This is a genomic window from Sphingomonas psychrolutea, from assembly GCF_014636175.1.
Taxonomy (GTDB): Bacteria; Pseudomonadota; Alphaproteobacteria; order Sphingomonadales; family Sphingomonadaceae; genus Sphingomonas; species Sphingomonas psychrolutea.
In genome coordinates this window covers 158,919-177,557 of the sequence record NZ_BMDW01000007.1, presented here as the reverse complement: position 1 = coordinate 177,557, position 18,639 = coordinate 158,919, and the positions used below count along the sequence as shown (strand labels likewise).

General features: G+C 66.1%; 23 protein-coding genes. 8 read left to right on the top strand and 15 right to left on the bottom strand.

Annotated features, from left to right (window positions below; genetic code table 11):
• Positions 1–5: 5 nt before the first annotated feature.
• Positions 6–1,142, bottom strand: coding sequence for a flavodoxin-dependent (E)-4-hydroxy-3-methylbut-2-enyl-diphosphate synthase (gene ispG, locus IEV62_RS07990; RefSeq protein WP_188446331.1), 1,137 nt, complete (start codon positions 1,140–1,142; stop codon positions 6–8).
• Between the two features lie 171 nt (positions 1,143–1,313).
• Between ispG and IEV62_RS07985 the strand changes: the two genes are divergently transcribed.
• The 3 genes from IEV62_RS07985 (at position 1,314) to IEV62_RS07975 (ending at position 4,415) form a co-directional block, all read left to right on the top strand.
• The gene (locus IEV62_RS07985) at positions 1,314–2,456 is read left to right on the top strand and encodes an acyltransferase family protein (RefSeq protein ID WP_188446330.1); all 1,143 of its coding nucleotides are present in this window, start codon (positions 1,314–1,316) and stop codon (positions 2,454–2,456) included.
• Positions 2,453–3,367: an isoaspartyl peptidase/L-asparaginase family protein gene (locus IEV62_RS07980; RefSeq protein ID WP_188446329.1), complete on the top strand. Its 915-nt coding sequence runs from the start codon at positions 2,453–2,455 to the stop codon at positions 3,365–3,367. The genes IEV62_RS07985 and IEV62_RS07980 overlap by 4 nt, the downstream gene beginning before the upstream one ends.
• A 187-nt stretch (positions 3,368–3,554) precedes the next feature.
• On the top strand, positions 3,555–4,415 hold the full coding sequence (locus IEV62_RS07975) for a S1/P1 nuclease (protein ID WP_188446328.1): 861 nt from the start codon (positions 3,555–3,557) through the stop codon (positions 4,413–4,415).
• On the opposite strand, the gene IEV62_RS07970 is transcribed toward IEV62_RS07975, so the two are convergent.
• The 10 genes from IEV62_RS07970 to ybgC form a co-directional block, all read right to left on the bottom strand.
• Positions 4,412–5,359, bottom strand: coding sequence for an alpha/beta hydrolase (locus IEV62_RS07970; protein ID WP_188446327.1), 948 nt, complete (start codon positions 5,357–5,359; stop codon positions 4,412–4,414). The genes IEV62_RS07975 and IEV62_RS07970 overlap by 4 nt on opposite strands.
• A complete protein-coding gene (locus tag IEV62_RS07965; RefSeq protein ID WP_188446326.1) occupies positions 5,356–5,625 on the bottom strand; it encodes a hypothetical protein in 270 nt (89 codons plus the stop codon). Before IEV62_RS07965 ends, IEV62_RS07970 begins: the two co-directional genes overlap by 4 nt.
• A complete protein-coding gene (locus tag IEV62_RS07960) occupies positions 5,612–5,827 on the bottom strand; it encodes a type II toxin-antitoxin system antitoxin (RefSeq protein WP_188446325.1) in 216 nt (71 codons plus the stop codon). The genes IEV62_RS07965 and IEV62_RS07960 overlap by 14 nt, the downstream gene beginning before the upstream one ends.
• Positions 5,828–5,840: 13 nt before the next feature.
• Positions 5,841–6,740, bottom strand: coding sequence for an SPFH domain-containing protein (locus tag IEV62_RS07955; RefSeq protein ID WP_188446324.1), 900 nt, complete (start codon positions 6,738–6,740; stop codon positions 5,841–5,843).
• Positions 6,741–6,975: 235 nt separating this feature from the next.
• On the bottom strand, positions 6,976–7,467 hold the full coding sequence (gene pal / locus IEV62_RS07950) for a peptidoglycan-associated lipoprotein Pal (protein ID WP_188446323.1): 492 nt from the start codon (positions 7,465–7,467) through the stop codon (positions 6,976–6,978).
• A 119-nt stretch (positions 7,468–7,586) separates the two neighbouring features.
• Positions 7,587–9,008 carry a Tol-Pal system beta propeller repeat protein TolB gene (gene tolB / locus IEV62_RS07945; protein WP_188446322.1) on the bottom strand — a complete coding sequence of 474 codons (1,422 nt, stop codon included), beginning with the start codon at positions 9,006–9,008 and terminating at the stop codon, positions 7,587–7,589.
• Between the two features lie 3 nt (positions 9,009–9,011).
• The gene (tolA, locus tag IEV62_RS07940) at positions 9,012–9,908 is read right to left on the bottom strand and encodes a cell envelope integrity protein TolA (RefSeq protein ID WP_188446321.1); all 897 of its coding nucleotides are present in this window, start codon (positions 9,906–9,908) and stop codon (positions 9,012–9,014) included.
• Complete coding sequence (gene tolR, locus IEV62_RS07935) at positions 9,905–10,342, bottom strand: protein TolR (RefSeq protein ID WP_188446320.1); 438 nt, start codon at positions 10,340–10,342, stop codon at positions 9,905–9,907. Before tolR ends, tolA begins: the two co-directional genes overlap by 4 nt.
• Before the next feature lie 128 nt (positions 10,343–10,470).
• A complete protein-coding gene (gene tolQ, locus IEV62_RS07930) occupies positions 10,471–11,172 on the bottom strand; it encodes a protein TolQ (protein WP_229732922.1) in 702 nt (233 codons plus the stop codon).
• Positions 11,169–11,636, bottom strand: coding sequence for a tol-pal system-associated acyl-CoA thioesterase (gene ybgC, locus IEV62_RS07925; protein WP_308510714.1), 468 nt, complete (start codon positions 11,634–11,636; stop codon positions 11,169–11,171). The genes tolQ and ybgC overlap by 4 nt, the downstream gene beginning before the upstream one ends.
• Before the next feature lie 121 nt (positions 11,637–11,757).
• On the opposite strand from ybgC, the gene IEV62_RS07920 reads away from it, so the two are divergent.
• The 4 genes from IEV62_RS07920 to IEV62_RS07905 all read left to right on the top strand — a co-directional run bounded on the left by IEV62_RS07920 (position 11,758) and on the right by IEV62_RS07905 (position 14,682).
• Entirely contained in the window at positions 11,758–12,177 is a 420-nt protein-coding gene (locus IEV62_RS07920) for a hypothetical protein (protein WP_188446318.1), read from the top strand.
• Positions 12,178–12,411 (top strand): helix-turn-helix transcriptional regulator, encoded by a 234-nt coding sequence (locus tag IEV62_RS07915; RefSeq protein WP_188446317.1) that lies wholly within the window; start codon positions 12,178–12,180, stop codon positions 12,409–12,411.
• Positions 12,408–13,175: an ABC transporter ATP-binding protein gene (locus IEV62_RS07910; protein WP_188446316.1), complete on the top strand. Its 768-nt coding sequence runs from the start codon at positions 12,408–12,410 to the stop codon at positions 13,173–13,175. The genes IEV62_RS07915 and IEV62_RS07910 overlap by 4 nt, the downstream gene beginning before the upstream one ends.
• 157 nt (positions 13,176–13,332) lie before the next feature.
• On the top strand, positions 13,333–14,682 hold the full coding sequence (locus IEV62_RS07905; protein ID WP_229732921.1) for a hypothetical protein: 1,350 nt from the start codon (positions 13,333–13,335) through the stop codon (positions 14,680–14,682).
• On the opposite strand, the gene IEV62_RS07900 is transcribed toward IEV62_RS07905, so the two are convergent.
• Genes IEV62_RS07900 through IEV62_RS07890 form a run of 3 tightly spaced genes read right to left on the bottom strand, consistent with a single transcriptional unit; the run spans position 14,675 to position 16,405 of the window.
• Positions 14,675–15,103, bottom strand: a complete 429-nt coding sequence (locus IEV62_RS07900; RefSeq protein WP_188446315.1) for a type II toxin-antitoxin system VapC family toxin — start codon at positions 15,101–15,103, stop codon at positions 14,675–14,677. The genes IEV62_RS07905 and IEV62_RS07900 overlap by 8 nt on opposite strands.
• On the bottom strand, positions 15,100–15,336 hold the full coding sequence (locus IEV62_RS07895) for a FitA-like ribbon-helix-helix domain-containing protein (RefSeq protein ID WP_188446314.1): 237 nt from the start codon (positions 15,334–15,336) through the stop codon (positions 15,100–15,102). The genes IEV62_RS07900 and IEV62_RS07895 overlap by 4 nt, the downstream gene beginning before the upstream one ends.
• 37 nt (positions 15,337–15,373) lie before the next feature.
• Positions 15,374–16,405: an NAD(P)H-dependent flavin oxidoreductase gene (locus IEV62_RS07890; protein ID WP_188446313.1), complete on the bottom strand. Its 1,032-nt coding sequence runs from the start codon at positions 16,403–16,405 to the stop codon at positions 15,374–15,376.
• 45 nt (positions 16,406–16,450) lie between these two features.
• Between IEV62_RS07890 and IEV62_RS07885 the strand changes: the two genes are divergently transcribed.
• Positions 16,451–16,867 carry a secondary thiamine-phosphate synthase enzyme YjbQ gene (locus tag IEV62_RS07885; RefSeq protein WP_188446312.1) on the top strand — a complete coding sequence of 139 codons (417 nt, stop codon included), beginning with the start codon at positions 16,451–16,453 and terminating at the stop codon, positions 16,865–16,867.
• 481 nt (positions 16,868–17,348) lie between these two features.
• Here IEV62_RS07885 and IEV62_RS07880 read toward each other — a convergent pair whose 3' ends face one another.
• Entirely contained in the window at positions 17,349–18,608 is a 1,260-nt protein-coding gene (locus tag IEV62_RS07880) for an aspartate kinase (RefSeq protein ID WP_188446311.1), read from the bottom strand.
• Positions 18,609–18,639: the final 31 nt, after the last annotated feature.

Genomic DNA, 18,639 nt, shown 5'->3' with positions numbered 1-18,639 from the left:
AGGACCTATTCCGCCGCCACCGCCTGCGCCCCTGCCAGCGCCGCGTCATGCGCCTCGATCGCTGCTGCCTTTTGCTCGACCAGCTTGACGATGTGTTCGAGCATGTCCTCGGAATTGACGGTGTGATCGGTCACGCCCGACAGATACACCATGTGCTTGCCATTGCCGCCGCCGGTGAGGCCGATGTCGGTTTCGCGCGCTTCGCCGGGGCCGTTGACGACGCAACCCAGCACCGAAAGGCTCATTGGGGTTCGGATATGCTGGAGCCGTTCCTCCAGCGCCTGCACCGTGCGGATCACGTCGAAGCCCTGCCGCGCGCAGCTCGGGCAGCTCACCACCCGCACCCCGCGGTTGCGGATGCCGAGGGCTTTCAGGATTTCGAAGCCGACGCGGACTTCGTCCTCGGGCTCGGCCGAGAGCGAGACGCGGATCGTGTCGCCGATGCCGTACCACAAGAGCGAGCCGATCCCGATCGCCGACTTGACCGTCCCGCCGACGAACCCGCCGGCTTCGGTGATGCCCAAGTGCAGCGGGCAATCGACCAGTTCGGCGAGTTGCTGATACGCGGCGACCGCGAGGAAGAAGTCCGACGCCTTCACCGCGACCTTGAATTCGTGGAAATCGTGATCCTGCAGCAGCTTGATATGGTCCATCGCCGATTCGACCAAGGCATCGGGGCAGGGCTCGCCATATTTTTCGAGCAAATGCCGCTCGAGGCTGCCGCCGTTCACGCCGATGCGGATCGCGCAGCCATTGGATTTGGCCGCATCGACCACTTCCTTCACACGCGCCGCCGAGCCGATATTGCCGGGGTTGATGCGCAGGCAGGCAGCACCCGCATCGGCGGCTTCGAGCGCGCGCTTATAGTGGAAATGGATGTCGGCGACGATCGGCACGCGGCTCGCGCGGACGATTTGCTTCAATGCCGCGGTGCTCTCCACATCGGGGCAGGAGACGCGGATGATGTCGACCCCGGCCTCCTCGCAGCGGCGGATCTGGTCGATCGTCGCCTTCGCGTCGCTGGTCGGCGCGTTGGTCATCGTCTGGACGGTGACCGGCGCGTCGCCGCCGACGGGGACGTTGCCGACCATGATCTGGCGGCTCTGACGGCGGTTGATGTCGCGCCACGGGCGGAGGGACATGATCAATTTCCTCTGGTTGCCAGCGCGCTATAGCGCCGTTGTCGACCAACCGAAATAGCTTGCGGTTGGACGAACGCGATGCGGAATGGTCGAAAACGCGGTGCGCCGCGTTTTGGCGGTGCGAAGAAATGCGCTCTTCCGCGCTTTTCAAACAGACCGTAAGGCCGCGCGATGGAACGGCACCTAGGTCTCGACTGGCTGCGGATCGGCGCGTTCGGTCTGCTCATCTTCTATCATATCGGCATGGTGTTCGTGCCATGGGGTTTCCATGTCAAAACCGCGCAGCCGCAGGATTGGGTGGCGCTGCCGATGCTTGCGCTCAACAGCTGGCGGTTGCTGCTGCTGTTCGTGGTGTCGGGCTATGCCAGCCGCGCGCTCCTGATCAAAGGGTCGGGTACGCCCGGTTTTGCCGCCAATCGCACGCTGCGGCTGATCGTACCGTTGCTGTTCGGGGTCCTGATCGTGGTGCCGGTGCAACCCTGGATCGAACTCACGACGCAGCATGGTTACCACCGTGATTTCGGCTATTTCGTGATCCACGATTATTTCCGCTTCGGCAGCTTGGGCGGCGTGCTGCTGCCGACGTGGCAGCATTTGTGGTTCGTCGCCTATCTGTGGTTCTACACGATGCTGCTCGCTTTACTGGTCGCAGCGTTCGGGCGTCGCAGCGCGCAAGGCCTGTTCGACCGCGTGTTCGGAACAGTGCTGGTGTGGCTGATCCCGGCCGCCTGGCTGGTCGCGGTCAGCGCGTGGCTGTTCCCCGGGATCGGGCCGACCAACAATCTGGTCGACGATCTGGTGTCGCACGCGCAATATTTGCCGGGTTTCCTGTTCGGCTTTGCGCTCGCCGGGTCGCCGCCCGCGCTCGCGGCGCTGCGGCGGTGGTGGCCATCAGCGCTCGGCGTCGGGCTGCTCTGCTACGGTGTCGTCGTGGCGATCGAGATCGAATGGCCCGGCAGCACGACGCCCGCCTGGCCCTACGGCATCCTCTTCGCCAGCGCGCGCGCGGTGCAAGGATGGAGCATCATCGTCGCGCTGATCGGTCTGGCCGACACGTATCTCAACCGCGATCTCCCGTGGCGGCGCGTGCTGACCGAGGCGGTGTTCCCGTTCTACATCATCCACCAGACGATCATCGTCGGGGTCGAGGGCGCGCTGCTGCCGCTCAGGCTGCCGGCGGTGGTGGAATTCCTGATCCTGCTGGCGACGACGGTCGGCGGATGCTGGACCTTTTATGCGATTGGGCGCGAGATTGGCTGGCTCCGCCCGCTGATCGGCTTGCGCCTGCGCGAACGACGGGAGCCGACGCTATGAGCTGGACATTGGTGCTGCACGGCGGCGCGGGTCAGATGACCCCGGCCACCGTCACGCCCGAACAGGCCGAGGGCGCGCGCGCCGCCTTGAACCGCGCGCTCGATGCCGGAGCCGTGATCCTGACCGGCGGCGGCGCGGCGCTCGACGCGGTCGAGGCGGCGGTGCGCGTGCTCGAGGAGGATCCGCACTTCAACGCCGGGCGGGGTGCTGCACTGACGCATGACGGCGTGGCCGAACTCGACGCCGCGATCATGGACGGGCGCGATCGGAACGCGGGCGCGGTGGCGGGGGTCAGCGCGACGCGCCATCCGGTGAGCCTGGCGCGCGCGGTGATGGCGCATTCGCCGCACGTGTTGCTGAGCGGGGCCGGGGCCGATGCCTTTGCGCGTTCGCAAGGCTGCGAGCCAGCAACGCAGGACTGGCTCGCTTTGCCCGAACGCCGCGCACAGCTTGCCGAGATGATCGCGGGCGGCGGGGCGTTCGACGTCGATATGAAATATGGCACGGTTGGCGCGGTGGCGTGCGACGCGCACGGCCATCTCGCCGCCGCGACCTCGACCGGCGGAGTAACAGGCAAGCGCTGGGGCCGGATCGGCGATTCGCCGCTGATCGGGGCTGGCACCTATGCCGATGACCGAGCGGCGGCGGTTTCCTGCACCGGATCGGGCGAGTTCTTCATCCGCACCGGCGTCGCCCACGAGATTTGCGCGCGGGTGCGACTGGCGGGCGAATCGCTGGAAACGGCGGTGGCCGCCGTGCTGGCGGAGGTCACCGCGCTCGGCGGGTCGGGCGGGATCATCGCCACCGGGCCGCAGGGCGAAGCGGTGTGGCACTTCACCACGCCGGGCATGTACCGCGCACGCCTCACCTCGGACGGCGGGAGAGAGATTGCGGTCTTCGGCGACGCATAAGCCCGCGCAGCGGAACATCTGTCTTTTCTCTTCGCGGTCTTCGCTCCTTCGCGCCCTTCGCGTGAAACCCTTCTTCTTTTCTGACGCGAAGACGCGAAGGAGGTTGGTTCGCGCAGAGGCGCAGAGGACGCGGAGAAGGAGCATCTTGCCGCTATCGCGGCGATTTTGCGGGGAGTAGGGAGGCCGCATGATTCGCCCCCTCCCCGCTTTGATTGCCGCCGTCGCGCTTGCCACGACCGCGTCCCCCGCCGCCGCGTATTGGGAGTACGGCCACCAGACCGTCGCGCAGATCGCCGAGGCCAACGTCCGACCCAGGACGCGGATCGCGATTCGCGCCTTGCTCGCGCGATCGGACCTGCTCGCGACGCCCGAGTGCAAGGCAGCGACGATGGCCGAGGCGAGCGTGTGGGCGGATTGCATCAAGCCGCTCAAGGATACCGATGGCAAATCGCGCTTCGGCTATGCCTATGCGTGGCACTATCAGAATGTCAGCATTTGCCGCCCGTTCGATCTCACCGCGCCGTGCAAGGACGGCAATTGCGTATCGGCGCAAATCACCCGCGATGTCACCTTGCTCAAGAACAAGCGCGCGCCGATGAAGGACCGGGTCGAGGCACTCGCCTTCCTGATTCACTTCGTCGGCGATGTGCACCAGCCGCTCCATGCGGGCGACAAGGACGACAAAGGCGGCAATGACGCCAAGGCCGATTACGGCCTTTACGGCCCGGCACGCCTCAATCTGCACAGCATCTGGGACGGCTATCTCGCCGAGCGCGCGATTTCGACAAGGCCGACACTGATCCGGCGCTATCCCGCCGCGGTGCGCACGGCACTCGCTGCGGGCAGCGTCACCGATTGGAGCCGCGAGAGCTGGCAGATCTCGCACGACGCCGCGTACGGCAGCGTGCTGTCCGACCCGTGCGCGCCGACGCCTGCGCGCCTGAAGCTCGACGACGCGACGATCGCGAAGCTCGTGCCGGTCGCGCGACTGGAAGTCGAGCGTGGCGGGTTGCGGCTGGCGAAGCTGCTCGATTCGGCGCTGGGTTAGGGCTTCACGAACCCCGCCACCGCCGCCGCGACATCCGGCGAGATCGGCAGCGTGGCATTCGCATAGGTCGCGATGTTGGCCATGCGATCGTCGCTCGCCACCGGGCGGAGCACGTGGTTCACGCCGGGGAGCAGTATCAGCGTCGCTTTGGGCTGCGCGCGCTTCAGTCCCTCGGCATCGGCGACGCTCACTTGAATGTCGCGCGTGCCTTGCAGGATCAGCACCGGCAGCTTGACGCTCGCGATCAGTTTCACCGGATCGTGCGCGAAGAGATCGATCCAATAGCCCTGGATCGCATCCGAAAAGAGCCCGCGGAGCGGCGCGGGGAGCGTTGCCTGCGGCACGCGTTTGCCCGCTTCGAGCGCGTCGATCGCGCCAAGTGCATCGCCGAGGATCGGCGCATTTGCCGGGTTCGCGCGCAGTTGGTCGCGCAGCACCGTCGCCATCGGGCGACCGACCGCGCTCAGCAGGATGATGCCGCACAGGCCCTCCGGGCGCTGCGCCGCCACCAGCGCGACCATGCCGCCCTCGCTATGCCCCGCCAGCCAGATGCATTTGCGCCCGGTGCGAGCGCGCGCGACCTTGCTCCACGCCTGGACGTCATCGGCATAGCCACCGGTGGTCGCGGCATTGGGATCGGCGACTGCCGCGCGGCTGCCGAACAGACCGCGCTTGTCGATGCGCAACGTCGCGATCCCCTTGGCGGCGAGCGCCTCGGCAAGCTGACGATACGGGCCACCCGCGACGCCCAGCGGGCTGTTGCCGTCGCGGTCGGTCGGGCCCGAGCCGGGGATGATCAGCACCAGCGGTGCCTTGGCATCGGGGTCGAGCAATGCTCCGGTGAGCGGCCCTTGCGGGCCAGGCGCGGTGATCTCGACCGGCGTGGGCGCGGCGGAGGAGGGCTGTGCGGCGAGCAGGGCCGCGATCGCGAGCAGCCGGATCATTTGCCGAGGCCCCAATGCCAGCGCCACCCGCCCTGCGTCTTGCGGATGCAAATCGTCAGGAACGCGACCGCCAGCGCAATGCCGACACCGACCCGCGCGATCGGCTCGGGCATGAATACGATGTCGAGCACCAGCAGGATCGAGAAACCGAGCGTCAGCGTCCAGCCCTGCCACGTCACCGGCGTCGCGCCGATGCCGAACAGCTTGGGCACGAACCAATAGCCGGGTTCGACGCGGAAATGGTCGATCACATCATCCTTCGTCATCGGAATTCTCCTTTGGAGGACGCCCGCGCTTGGGCGTCTCGCTCTGCGCCACCTTCACTCCCCGCTTCGCCAGCGCCTCGCGCAGCAGGCATTCAAACTGGGCGTTGACGCTCCTGAGATCGGCCGCCGCCACCCGCTCAACCGCCGCGTAGAGCGCGGGGTCGAGGCGGAGGGGAAACGCCTTTTTGGGAGGAGCGGCCAACGCGTCTGGCCGATCAGTAGAGCGTACCGGCGTTGACGACCGGTTGCGTGTCGCGTTCACCGCACAAAACGACCATCAGGTTCGACACCATCGCCGCGCGGCGTTCGTCGTCGAGTTCGACCACACCCTTTTTCGAGAGCAGGTCGAGCGCCATCTCGACCATGCCGACCGCGCCTTCGACCAGCGTCGCGCGCGCCGCGACCACCGCTTGCGCCTGTTGCCGCCGCAGCATCGCGCCGGCGATCTCGGGCGCATAAGCCAAATGCGTGAAGCCGCATTCATCGACCGTGATGCCCGCCGTCACCAGCCGCGCGATCAGTTCGGCGCGCAGTTCGACCGCGACCTGATCGTGATTGCCGCGCAGCGTGACTTCCTGATGCTCGTAATCGTCATACGGATAGCGCGCGCCGATCGTGCGGACCGCCGCCTCGATCTGAACGATGACGAATGCCTTGTAATCGTCGATGTCGAACAGCGCCTGCGCGGTATCGGTCACGCGCCACACGACTTGCGCGGCGATCTCGATCGGGTTGCCGCGCAGATCGTTGACCTTCAACCGCTCCGAAATCATGTTGTTGGCGCGCAGCGACACCTTCTTGCGCCCGAGCCACGGCAGCAGCCAGCGCAGGCCCGTATTGCGATCGGTCCCCTTATACGCCCCGAACAAGGTGATCGCGGTCGCTAGGTTCGGCTGCTGCATGTAGAACCCGCAGGCGACGAAGGCGAAGACGAAGCTGGCGATCGTGATGACGATCCCGCCGAGCGCCGGATTGGCTTCGAGCAGCGTCCCCCCGAAAATCCCTGCTGCGAGCGCGGCCAGCATCACCAGCAGCATGGCATAACCGCTCGACGTGGCTGCGCTATGCTCGCTCGACAGCGTCAGCGCGGTGTTGCGTGTTCCCGAATCGCCCATGAATGCCTCCCGTTAATGTGATATCACATTTATATCGAGATTATGGGGTGCGCAAGGGGTTTCGTTCTCCCCTCCCTGGAAGGGAGGGGGTAGGGGGTGGGTCGGCATGGGACGGGAACGGCGTTCGATAACGAACCAACCCACCCCCAGCCCCTCCCTTCCAGGGAGGGGAGAACGAAAAGGGGCGGCGCTGGCAAAGCAGCGCCGCCCCTTTCTGACGTCAGGAAAACCAGACTCAGTTCAGGACGATCGTCACCGCACGGCGGTTCTGGGCCCAGCTCGCTTCGTCCGACCCGAGCGCGATCGGGCGTTCCTTGCCATAGCTGATCGTCGAGATCCGCCCCGGCGCAACGCCGCGCGCGGCGAGATAGTTTTTCGCCGCAAGTGCACGGCGATCACCGAGCGCGAGATTATATTCGCGCGTGCCGCGCTCGTCGCAATGCCCCTCCAGACTGACCGGCACATTCGGGTAGCGCGTCAGCCACGTGGCCTGGCTATCGAGGATTGCGCGCGCGCGCTCCTCCAGCGTGAAGCTGTCGAGCGCGAAATTGACGGTGTTGCTGGTGACCGAGCGTTCGAAATCGCCGCGCGATCCCGGCGCAAAGCCATTGCCCGGATTGGCCGGGACATTGCCGGGCGCGGGCGGAATATAGGCTGGCGGCTTCTTGGCGCAGCCGGCCACAACCAGCGTGGTGGCGAGCAAGAGAGCCGTTGTCAGTTTTGCCATAGCGATTTCTCCCAGAGTGAAGCCGGCAAGCGCCGGACATTGGTCAGTCGGTACAGGCACGCGCTAAACTGATTAATGGCTTCGCGTGTGAAGCCGCGAGAGTCAACGCGCGGCCTGTCTCACGGACGTAACGGTCCCCAACCCGGATCGGATCCATCGAGCGGCGTCGAAACGTGCCGCAGATTGACGCCGGTCAGATCGACCGACCACAAATCGGCCCGCCCGCTGCCGCCGCCGGTCGAGCGAAAGAACATCAGCACACGGCCATTTGGCGACCAGCTCGGCCCCTCATCCTGCGCGCCGTCTGTCAGCAATTGCTCGTTACCGCCAGCGGGACTCATCACGCCGATGCGGAAGCTGCCAGCCAATTTGGTGAAGGCGATCAGATTGCCGCGCGGGCTCCATACCGGGGTGGCATAGCGTCCGTTGCCAAAGCTGATCCGCTGCTGCTGCGATCCGTCGGCGTTCATCACGTAAAGTTGCTGCGTACCCGAACGGTCGCTTTCGAACACGATCCGTCCGCCATCGGGCGAATAGGTGCCGCCCGTGTCGATGCCGGGCGAATCGGTCAGCCGCTGTGGCGTTCCCCCACCCAAGGCCACGCGGTAAACATCGGTATTGCCGCCGATCGCCATTGAGAACAGAACCCAGCGCCCATCGGGCGAAACGCGCGGGGCGAAGGTGAGATTGGTGTTGGGCACCAGCATCCGCTGCCGTTTGGACGCGATATCGTAGACGTAAATCGCCGGGCGATCATCGAGATAGCTCATATAGACGATCGCGCGCTGGTCGGGCGAGAAACGCGGCGTCAGCGCAATCGCCTGCCCGTTGGTGAGGAAAGTGTGATTCTCGCCGTCCTGATCCATCAGCGCGAGCCGCTTGATGCGCTTGCCCTTCGGGCCGGTCTCCGAGACATAGGCGACACGGCTGTCGAAATACGGGCCTTCGCCGGTCAGTTTGGAATAGACCATGTCGGCGCATTTGTGCCCCGCGCGACGCCAGTCGGCCGGGGCCACGACGAACCCCTGCCGCGCGAGTTCGCGCCGCGAGAAGACGTCGTAGAGATAACACCCGACCGTCAGCGTCCCGTCGCCATTGGCGCGGATGAAGCCCTGCACGAGCGCGGCCGCGCCCGCCGGCCCCCAATAGTCGAAGGTCGGTGCGGTCACTTCAGGATAAGGGATCGGCTTCACCCCCGAGTCGAGCGGCTTGAACAGGCCCGAATTGCGCAAATCGCCGGTGACGATCTGCGCCAGTTGCTCGCCCAACACATCGGTGCGCCCGGCCGGGGTGTTGACGATTTCGGCGGTCGGCATCACCGGAATCGCGATACCCAGCGGTGCGGAAACGCCGCCGACGACATCGACCACCAATTCGCCTTGCTGCTGCGGATCGGTCGGGCCTGTCGGGGCGGGCGTCTGGACCGGGGCGGGCGTCTGCACCGGAGCGGGCGCGGGCGCGGGCGCGGTTTGCGCCTGCCCGACCGTGGCGACGGCCGCCAGCGCCAGCGCGAAGATCGTCTTGTGGAGCATCGTCGTCATTCCTCAGCCCGGAAGTTTGTAGCGTAGCTTAAAGGTCTTCCACCCGCGCGGCACGTCATAAAGCTCGGGCGGAAGCCCCCGCAGCGGCGCGCAGCCCGAAAATGTGGCGATCGCGTTGCGATCGACCGCATCGACATAGCGCCGATTTTCGTCATCGACGCCGCCATGATCCCCCGACACGCTGGGCCGTGCCGCAAGCGAGCCGTCGCGATTGAGCGACAGCGCGATCGTCACCACGATTCGCGACGCGCCGGGTCCTGGATTGACTTGGCGGTCGGCGCACGGCTGGACCTGCCGCCGGATCGCCGAACCGATATCGGCGGCGGCCTTGGCATCCATCGTCGCGCCGGGGGCGGCATCGGGCGATTTGGCCTTGGACGGCGTTTGCGACAGGCCTTTGCGGAAATCGTCGTCGAGCAGCGATCCGGTCGCTTTGGCCTTGGTCGCGCTGGAATTGGCCCCCGCCGCCTTGGTGGCCGCGACCGCTTTGGCCGGGGGCGCTGCCGCCTTGACCGGCGCGGCCTTCGCCTTGGCCGGCTTCTCGACCTTTTCGGCGACAGGCTTGTTCACCGACGGCACGGGCTTGGCCGCTGGCTTGGGCGGGGGGACAGCTGCGGGCTGCGGTTTGGGCGGGGCCGGGTCGGGCGCAGGCTCGGGTGCCTTGGCCGGCGGCGGGGCGTCTTCGGGCGGGCCCTGATCGGGCGCAGTGGATTGCGCGGGTGGTTCGGGAGCGGGTGGTGCCTGCTGATCGAGCGCGACCGCGTCGACCAGCGACACCTCGATCGGCTTGGGGGTCGGCAGCGGCACCGGCTTGGCCAACCACACGACCGAAAGGATCGCGAACAAAGCGACATGGCCGATCGCGGCCACGGCCAGTCCGACACCCTCGTTCCGTGTCATTTGCTGCCCTGTTCGACCGTCACGAGCGCGACGCGGTTGAGCCCGGCGCGGTTGAGTTCGCCCATCACGCGCATCACGCGGCCATAATCGAGGCCCTTGTCGGCGCGCAGCAACACTTGCGGCGGTTTGGCCGGATCACCCTTGGCGACGAGCTGCGACAGGATGTCGGGCAGCAGCGCCTCGCTCACTTCATCCTTGTCGACATACAGCTTGCCCGCGCGATCGAGCGAGATTTCGACGGGCTTCTGATCCTGCTCCACGGCTTTCGCGCGGGCATCGGGGAGTTGCACCGGCACCCCCGCCGTCAGCAGCGGCGCGGTGACCATGAAGATGATCAGCAGCACCAGCATCACGTCGACCAACGGCGTAACGTTGATATCCGCCATCGGCGCGCGCCGCCCACGGCCGCGTTGCGAGGGAAGGTTGATCGCCATCGCTTAAAACTCCCCTCCCACTTGTGGGAGGGGTTGGGGGAGGGCGATTCGGCCAAGGACAGTGCTCGCGGCACTCCCCTCCCCTAGCCCCTCCCGCAAGCGGGAGGGGAATGAAGTACGCAAGCCCCTCACCGCTTCACCTCGCTCTCGAGCTGGCGGCTCAAGGTCGCGTGAAACCCGTCGGCGAAGCGGTTCAGCCGCGCTTCGATGCGGTTGATGCCGTGGCTGAAGCGATTGTAGGCGATCACCGCCGGAATGGCCGCGAACAGGCCGATCGCGGTCGCGAACAGCGCCTCGGCAATGCCGGGGGCGACAATGGCAAGCGACGTATTCTGCGCCGCCGCGATGCTGGTGAAGCTGCGCATGATGCCCCACACCGTGCCGAACAGCCCGACAAACGGTGCCACCGCCCCGACCGTCGCGAGGATGTTCAACCGGTCCGACAGTGCGTCGATCTCGCCCGCGACCGCCGCGCCCATTGCGGTTGCCAGCCGCTCGCGCGTGCCGCCGCGATCGACCTGGCCGCCCGCGGTCGAGCGGCGCCATTCGGCCACGCCGGCGGCGAAGACCTTGGCGATCGGCAAATCGCTTTCGCCTTCAATGCGGTGGAAGGCGTCGATATCCTCGGCCTTCCAGAAATCGCGCTCGAAGCGTTCGGTCTTGCGGCGCGTGGCACCGAGCCGGAAGAAAAAGCCGAGAATGATCGCCCAGGTCCAGATGCTGGCGAGCAACAGCCCGACCATCACGATTTGCACCACCGGATCGGCGTGGAGGAAGATGCCGATCGGCGACAGGGACGTCGCATCGGTGTTGAGGGCAAGGCTGGTCACGAAAGATTGTCCCCTGATTCCATCACGCGGGCAAACGCCGCGATCCATTCTTTGGGCTGGCGCTGCGGCCGCCCCGATGCGCCGACCAACGCCGCCGTCACCTCTGCGTGGGTCAGCACCGCACCACCGCGCATGACTCGTTGCTGAATATCGACCGATGCCGCGCGGACTTGGGTAAGACGCGTCAGCACGAGCAGCGCATCATCGAGCTTGGCGGGCGCGCGATAGCGGATGTTCAGCGCGGTCACGGCATAGGCCCCGCCGCCTGCCTCCTGATGGCGCCGCTGATCGACCCCGGCCAGCCGCAGCATGTCGGAGCGTGCCCGTTCCATGTAGCGCAGGTAATTGGCGTGATAGACGATCCCCGACAGATCGGTGTCCTCGAAATAGACGCGAATCGGGAAACGGTGCTCGCCCGCGACGATGCGGCCCGTGGCGGGCATATCGAGGTCGAGTGACGGCATGGCTTCGCCTGTAACGGCACGGCGGCCACACGAAAACCCCCGCGCGACGAAACGGGGCTTGCGCACGAGTAACGCCTAGGTTACATGTAACCCATAGGTTACTAATCGAAGGGATAGCATCATGAGCCTGATCGACCTCGCCGAACGCAAGGCGCGCGCGCGTGCACTGGGTTTATACGTCTTTGCCGCCTTCACCGTCGTGATGCTCGGCCTGACCTTCGCGCCGTGGCGACCGTCGTTCTTTCAGGGGATGTGGCTCGGCTTCACGTTCGTCTCGGTGCTGTATCTGTCGCCGCTGGCGACGCGGCTGAAAAGCGGACCGTTGGCTCAATTGCTCGAGGATGAGGTCACGCGCGAGCATCGCCGCGCCAGCAGCGCGATCGGCTTTTGGGCAGGATTGCTCGCCGCCGCCGTGATGCTTGCGGTTGGCAGCGTGCCCGGGATCCTCTCGGCCGACGACAGCGCGCGGATCATCTTCACCGCCGCAATCGCGGTGGCGCAAGTCCATCTTGCGACGCTTGAACTCCGGGCCGCGCGCTGAATGGCCGAAACCCTCCGCAACACGCTGAAAGACGAACGCGAACGCCTCGGCCTGACCCAGGCGGCGCTGGCCGAGCGCGTGGGCGTCAGCCGCAAGACGATCAACACGGTCGAGAACGGTGTGTTCGTGCCCTCGACGATCCTCGCCCTCAAGCTCGCGGCAGCGCTCGACCGTCCGGTCGAGGCACTGTTCCGGCTGGACGGCCCCGGTGTATCGCTTAAACAGGACACATGACCGATTCACCGCCCCTGCCCGCCTTGCGCATCCGCGGCCTCGCCAAGACCTTCGACAAGCCCGTCATCGCCGGGCTCGATCTCGAGATCGCCGCCGGGCAGCTTTATGCGTTGCTCGGGCCAAATGGCGCGGGCAAGACGACGACGTTGCGGATGGTCGCGGGGTTGGCCAAGCCCGATGCCGGCACGATCCACATCTTCGGCGTGGACGCGTTGCGCGATCCGCTCGCCGCCAAGGCGATCACCGCGTGGTTGCCCGACGAGGCGATGCTGTACGACAAGCTCTCGCCGCTGGAATATCTCGCCTTCGTCGCCGGATTGTGGCGGATGGACCCGCAATATGCCGCCGGCGAAGCCGACCGGCTGCTCCACTGGCTCGATCTGTGGGAGCAGCGCGATACGCGGTGCGAGGGATTTTCGCGCGGGATGAAGCAGAAGGTCGCGCTGGCCGGCGCATTGATCCACGATCCGCAATTGCTGATCCTCGACGAGCCGCTGACCGGGCTCGACGCGAGCATGGCGCGGTCGGTCAAGGACGCTTTGCGCGCGCAAGTCGATGCCGGCAAGACGGTGATCGTCACGACGCATATTCTCGAGGTCGCCGAGCGCATGGCCGACAGGATCGGCATCATTGGTGGGGGAAAGTTGCTCGCCGAAGGCACGCTCGACGAATTGCGCGAGAGTGCGGGGACGGCGGGCATGACGCTGGAGGACACCTTCATTCGCTTGACCGATCCGGCCGCGCACGCAGTAACCGCTATATGAACTGGGCGATGCGACGGACGCGCCCCGGCGGCTTTGCCTGGCTCGCCTTGCATGAATTGCGGCTGGCGACGCGATCAAGCCGGCGTGGGGGGCGCCGCGGGCTGATCGGGCGGCTGTGCGGGGGGCGGGGGCGGGGGCAACGCAAATCATTGGCGCATTGCTTGCGCTGGCGTGGCTGGCGCTCGGCTGCACGATCGCTTGGGCGTTGCGCGACACGCCGCTCCCGATCCTGCCCGAAGTGCGGGTCGCCGTCCTCGGCATCAGCATTGCCGCTCTCACCTTCATGACCGCGCAAGCGATGATCGGCAGCCAGCGGACGCTGTACGAAAATGGCGATCTCGCCTTGCTCTTCTCCGCGCCGATTCCGGAGCGGACCGTGTTGCTGGCCAAGCTGCTTGGCATCGCGGGGACGATCGCGCTCACCTATACGATGCTGCTGTTGCCGATCATCGTGCCGGTCGCGATCCTGGGGCATCCGCGGTTGTTCGGGCTGGTCGCGTTGCTGGCGGCAATCGCGCTCGCTGCCGCAGCGATCGGGCTTGCCTTGACGCTCACGATCGCAACGCTGATCGGCCCGCGCGCGGCCCGCACCGTCGGGCAAATCCTGGCAGCGCTCGTCGGCGGCGCAGTGTTCCTTGGTTCGCAATTGCTGTCGCACGCCGACCGCAGGGGCGGCGCGACGATCGCGCTGTTCGAGCGGCTGCGCGCCGACGGGCTCGGCACCGAAGGGCTGAGCGGGCTGCCCGGCCAGGCCGGGTTTGGCGATCCGCTGGCGATCGTGCTTCTGCTCGGCGGCGCATTGTTCCTGTTCGTGGGCGCGGGCGCGACGCTGCAGCGGCTGTTCCTGTCGGGCTATCAGGATGGCAGCACGCGTCTGTCGCGCAGCAAGCCGACGGGCCGCGCGAGCGGGCGGCTGTTCCATGCCCGGCTCACCCGCGCGGTCTTTGCCAAGGAATGGCGCTTGCTGGTGCGCGATCCCGCGCTGGCGTTCCAGATCGTGCTGCGGCTGGTGTACATGGCCCCGCTGCTGTTCGTGGCGTTCGGGCGCGGCAACGCGCTGCCGGTCCCGGCGGTCCTCGCCTTTGGCAGCGTGCTGATCGCGAGCCAGCTCGTCGGCAGTTTTGCGTGGCTCGCGGTGTCGGCCGAGGATTCGCCCGATCTGCTCGCGGTCGCGCCGGTTGCGAAGGACGAGATCGATGTGGCCAAGCTACTTGCCGCCTTCGCGATGGCAGCCCCCTTCGCAATGCTGTTGCCGATCGCGATCGCGCTGCAAACGCCGGTTGGTGCCGTCATCACGCTGATCATGACCGCCTTGGGCGGTGCAGCGGCCGGCTTTGTCGAGTTGAAGCTCGGCAAGCCAGGGCAACGCCGCACCTTCGCGCGGCGTCGGTCGGGCGGGTTCGTCGCAGGGATCCTGTCGTTGCTGATCGCGGTGGTGTTTGGCGGCGGGGCGGCGCTCGGGGTGTGGCTGGTGAGCGGATTTACCGGGATGCTGCGGTTCAGCTAAAGTCGGAGAGAAGTTTGACGCGGGGGTGGGCGGATGACGCCTTGGCCTGGAATTTCGCGTCGCAGGTCGCGAGCTCGCACTCGAGCTCGATTGCCAGCGCCAGGTAAAGGCAATCGGCGAGCGGGTGGCCGAGTTCGATCGCCAAGCGCCCCGCTTGTTCGATCAGCGCAGGAGTCGCACGGATCGTCGTCACCCGATTCTGCTCAAGTGCTGTTCGCCAAGTCGTTAGAATCGCGGCACCTGTCGGTAGCGACAAGGACCTGTCGTTGACACGTCGAACAATGGCACCAGCGACCTCAATGGCCAGGATATCGGGTCCACAAACACGACCGGAAAATGCTTCCAGAAAGGCAATCGCCGGTTCGGTTTGATCCTCAACTACCAGCCATTTGACGACGAGGCTGGCGTCGACGACGATCATTCTTCGTCGCGAATGGCACGAATGAGCGCAACGCTATCGGCTTGAAGGCCATCCCGCGCGAGCGTTTGTGCGTGTAAAGCCCGTAATTCGGCAACCCAGCTTTCGATATCAAACGTGGATTGACCCAGAATCTGGCGCACCTCGGCCTCTACCGAACGATCATTGGCGACCGCGCGTCGCTTCAGACGATCGTAGACGTCATCGTCGAGTTGTCGGATTGTAAGTGTCGCCATCCGTAAATGTTACCAAAATGCTAGCAAAATGCAAGCATCAGGCCGCGCGTTGACCCAGCGCCGTCGCCGCTTCTGCCATTAGCAACGCGATGATCTCGGCAACCGGTTCTTCCTTCGTCACCATCCCGACCGATTGCCCCGCCATCAGCGAGCCATGCTCGACATCGCCGTCGATCACCGCGCGGCGCAGCGCCCCCGCCCAATAATGCTCGATCTGCAACTGTGCCTCGGCCATCGCGACCTTCCCCTCATCGAGCAATTGCGCGACTTCGCGCTGCTTGGCGGTGAACAGCTCGCCCCCCGCATTCTTCAGCGCGCGCACCGGGATGACGGGGAGGCGCGGGTCGATCTGGACGCTCGCCACCGCATCGCGCGCCGAAGCGCGCAGGAACGCCTTCTTGAAATTGGCGTGCGCGATGCTTTCGGTCGCGCAGACGAAGCGCGTGCCGAGCTGCACGCCCGCCGCGCCCATGTCGAGATAGGCCGCGATCGCCTCGCCGCGCCCGATCCCGCCCGCGACGAACACGGGGACCTTGTCGGCGACTTCGGGCAGGATTTCCTGCGCGAGCACCGAGGTCGACACCGGGCCGATATGCCCGCCCGCCTCCATGCCCTCGACGACGAGCGCATCGACGCCCGAGCGGATGAGCTTCTTGGCGAGGCTCAAAGCGGGGGCGAAGCACACGACCTTCGCGCCGCTCGCCTTGATTGCATCGAGCGCACCCGCCGGGGGAAGCCCGCCTGCGAGCACGACGTGCGTCACCTGGTGCTTCGCGCAGACCGCGATCAGATCGAACAGGCCGGGGTGCATGGTGATGAGGTTCACGCCGAACGGCTTGTCCGTCATCGTCTTGGTCGCGGCGATCTCGGCATCGAGCAGCTCGGGCGTCATCGCGCCGCACGCGATCAACCCGAAGCCGCCCGCGTTCGAGATGGCGGAGACGAGGTGCCGCTCGCTCACCCACGACATCGCGCCGCAGATGATCGCGGTCTCGCTGCCGAGGAAAGCGGTGCCGCGCGCCATGCGGGCGGAGAGGCGCGCGGCGCCGATCGAAGATGTTTGTGTCATCGTCGGGGCCTAGCGCCGCGCGGGGCATTGGGGCAAGCCCATGTCATGCGACAGGACATTGGCGAACTCGACATCCGCACACCCGGCCAGGGGCTGCACGACTGTACGCGCGACGTTTACGACTGGGTTGCCGGGACCGGCATTGCTACCGGGCTGCTCACGCTGTTCGTGCGCCACACGTCCTGTTCGTTGCTGATCCAGGAAAATGCCGCCCCCGCCGCGCGCCGCGATCTCGAGCGGTGGTTCGCGGGGCTCGCACCCGAATCGCGCGCCTATGAGCATGATGACGAAGGTCCCGACGACATGCCCGCCCACCTCCGCGCCGCGATCACCGCGACGAGCCTGTCGATCCCGGTCGCGGACGGACGCCCGCTTTTGGGGATTTGGCAGGGCATCTATCTGTTCGAGCACCGCCGCGCAGCGCACCGGCGGGCGGTGGCGGTGCATGTTATTGGGGAGTAGGGAACGGCTGAAAGCGCCCGAGTTGCCGCCATCGCGCTACGTTCGACGCGATGATGCTAGCGGACGTTCGCTGATCGTGATTTAAGGTTGGCTATGCCCCGCGCTACCACCCTTCGAGAGCGATTGGCTGAAGGCACGGCCGAGATGGTCGTGAACCTACATCTTTACTCAACAGATGAAGGCGGGAAGTCGCTACCGATAGTGCTCGGCTACGGTTGCCCCTGTAGCATTGACAAGAATTGCCGAGAAGCTTGGGACGGGTATCCACTTGTCGATAGTCCCATGATGCCGGGAGAGACGCGCCGCGTTGGCTTCGTCTTTCTTTCGGGCCGCGAGGCGGTGAAAGCGTTGTCTCCTTCGGGATGCTTCTTCCTTTGGGAGGGAAAGCTGATCGGCGAAGCGCAGATAGTCCGCTAAGCGTTCAACGCCCCCGAAAGCTGCCGGACCGCTCTCCACCCACATTCGGACATGCAGGTCTGTCCTACGCGACGTCCTCCGCATCCAGCCCATACGCCGTGTGCAGCACGCGCACCGCGAGTTCGGTGTAATCCTCCTCGATCAACACGCTGACCTTGATCTCGCTGGTCGAGATTGCCTGGATGTTGATGCCGCGTTCGCCAAGCGTCGTGAACATCGTGCTCGCGACACCGGCATGGCTGCGCATGCCGACGCCGACCACCGAGATCTTCGCGACCCGCGTGTCATGGACCAGCGTTTCATAGCCGATCTTCTCACGCGACTGCGTCAGCACCTCGATCGAGCGCGCCAGATCGGCAGCGGGAACGGTGAAGGTCACGTCGGTCGACCCCGCCGCGTGCGCGATGTTCTGGATGATCATGTCGACGTTGATATTGGCCGCCGCGAGCGGCGCGAAGATCGCCGCCACTGCGCCGGGCTTGTCGGGCACCGCGATCAGCGTGATTTTCGCCTCATTCTTGTCGTGCGCGATGCCGGTGATGAGCTGTCGTTCCATATCGCCTAATTCCTCTTCGCTCACGATCATCGTTCCCGGCAGCGTATCCGCCATCGGTGCATCCTCGCCAGTGAAGGAGGACAGCACTTGCACGCGCACGCCTTCCTTCATCGCGAGCCCGACCGAGCGCGTCTGCAACACCTTCGCCCCGACCGAGGCCAGTTCGAGCATTTCCTCGTACGTGACTTTCTTCAATTTCCGCGCGCGCGGCACGATGCGCGGGTCGGTGGTATAGACACCGTCGACATCGGTGTAGATGTCGCAGCGATCGGCCTTCATCGCCGCCGCGATCGCCACCGCCGAGGTGTCCGAGCCGCCGCGCCCGAGCGTGGCGACCCGCGCGTCGTCATCGACGCCCTGGAAACCGGGGATGACCGCGACTTCGCCCGCCGCCAGACTCGCGTCGAGCGCGCTCGTGTCGATGTTCTCGATCCGCGCCGAGGCGTGCGCATCGCTCGTCGCGATCGGCAATTGCCAGCCGAGCCAGCTCCGCGCCGGAACGCCCGCCGCCTGCAAGGCAATGGCGAGCAGGCCACTGGTGATCTGTTCCCCCGCCGAGACGACGACGTCATATTCCTTGGGGTCGTAGAGCGACGAGGCCTCGCGGCAGAAGCCGATCAGCCGGTCGGTTTCCCCCGCCATCGCCGACACCACCACCGCGACTTGGTTGCCCGCCGCCACCTCGCGCTTCACCCGTGCCGCGACCGCGCGGATGCGCTCGATCCCCGCCATCGAAGTGCCGCCGAACTTCATCACGATACGCGCCATCGGGTGCCAGAAATCCTTAGGGAGGCCTTGG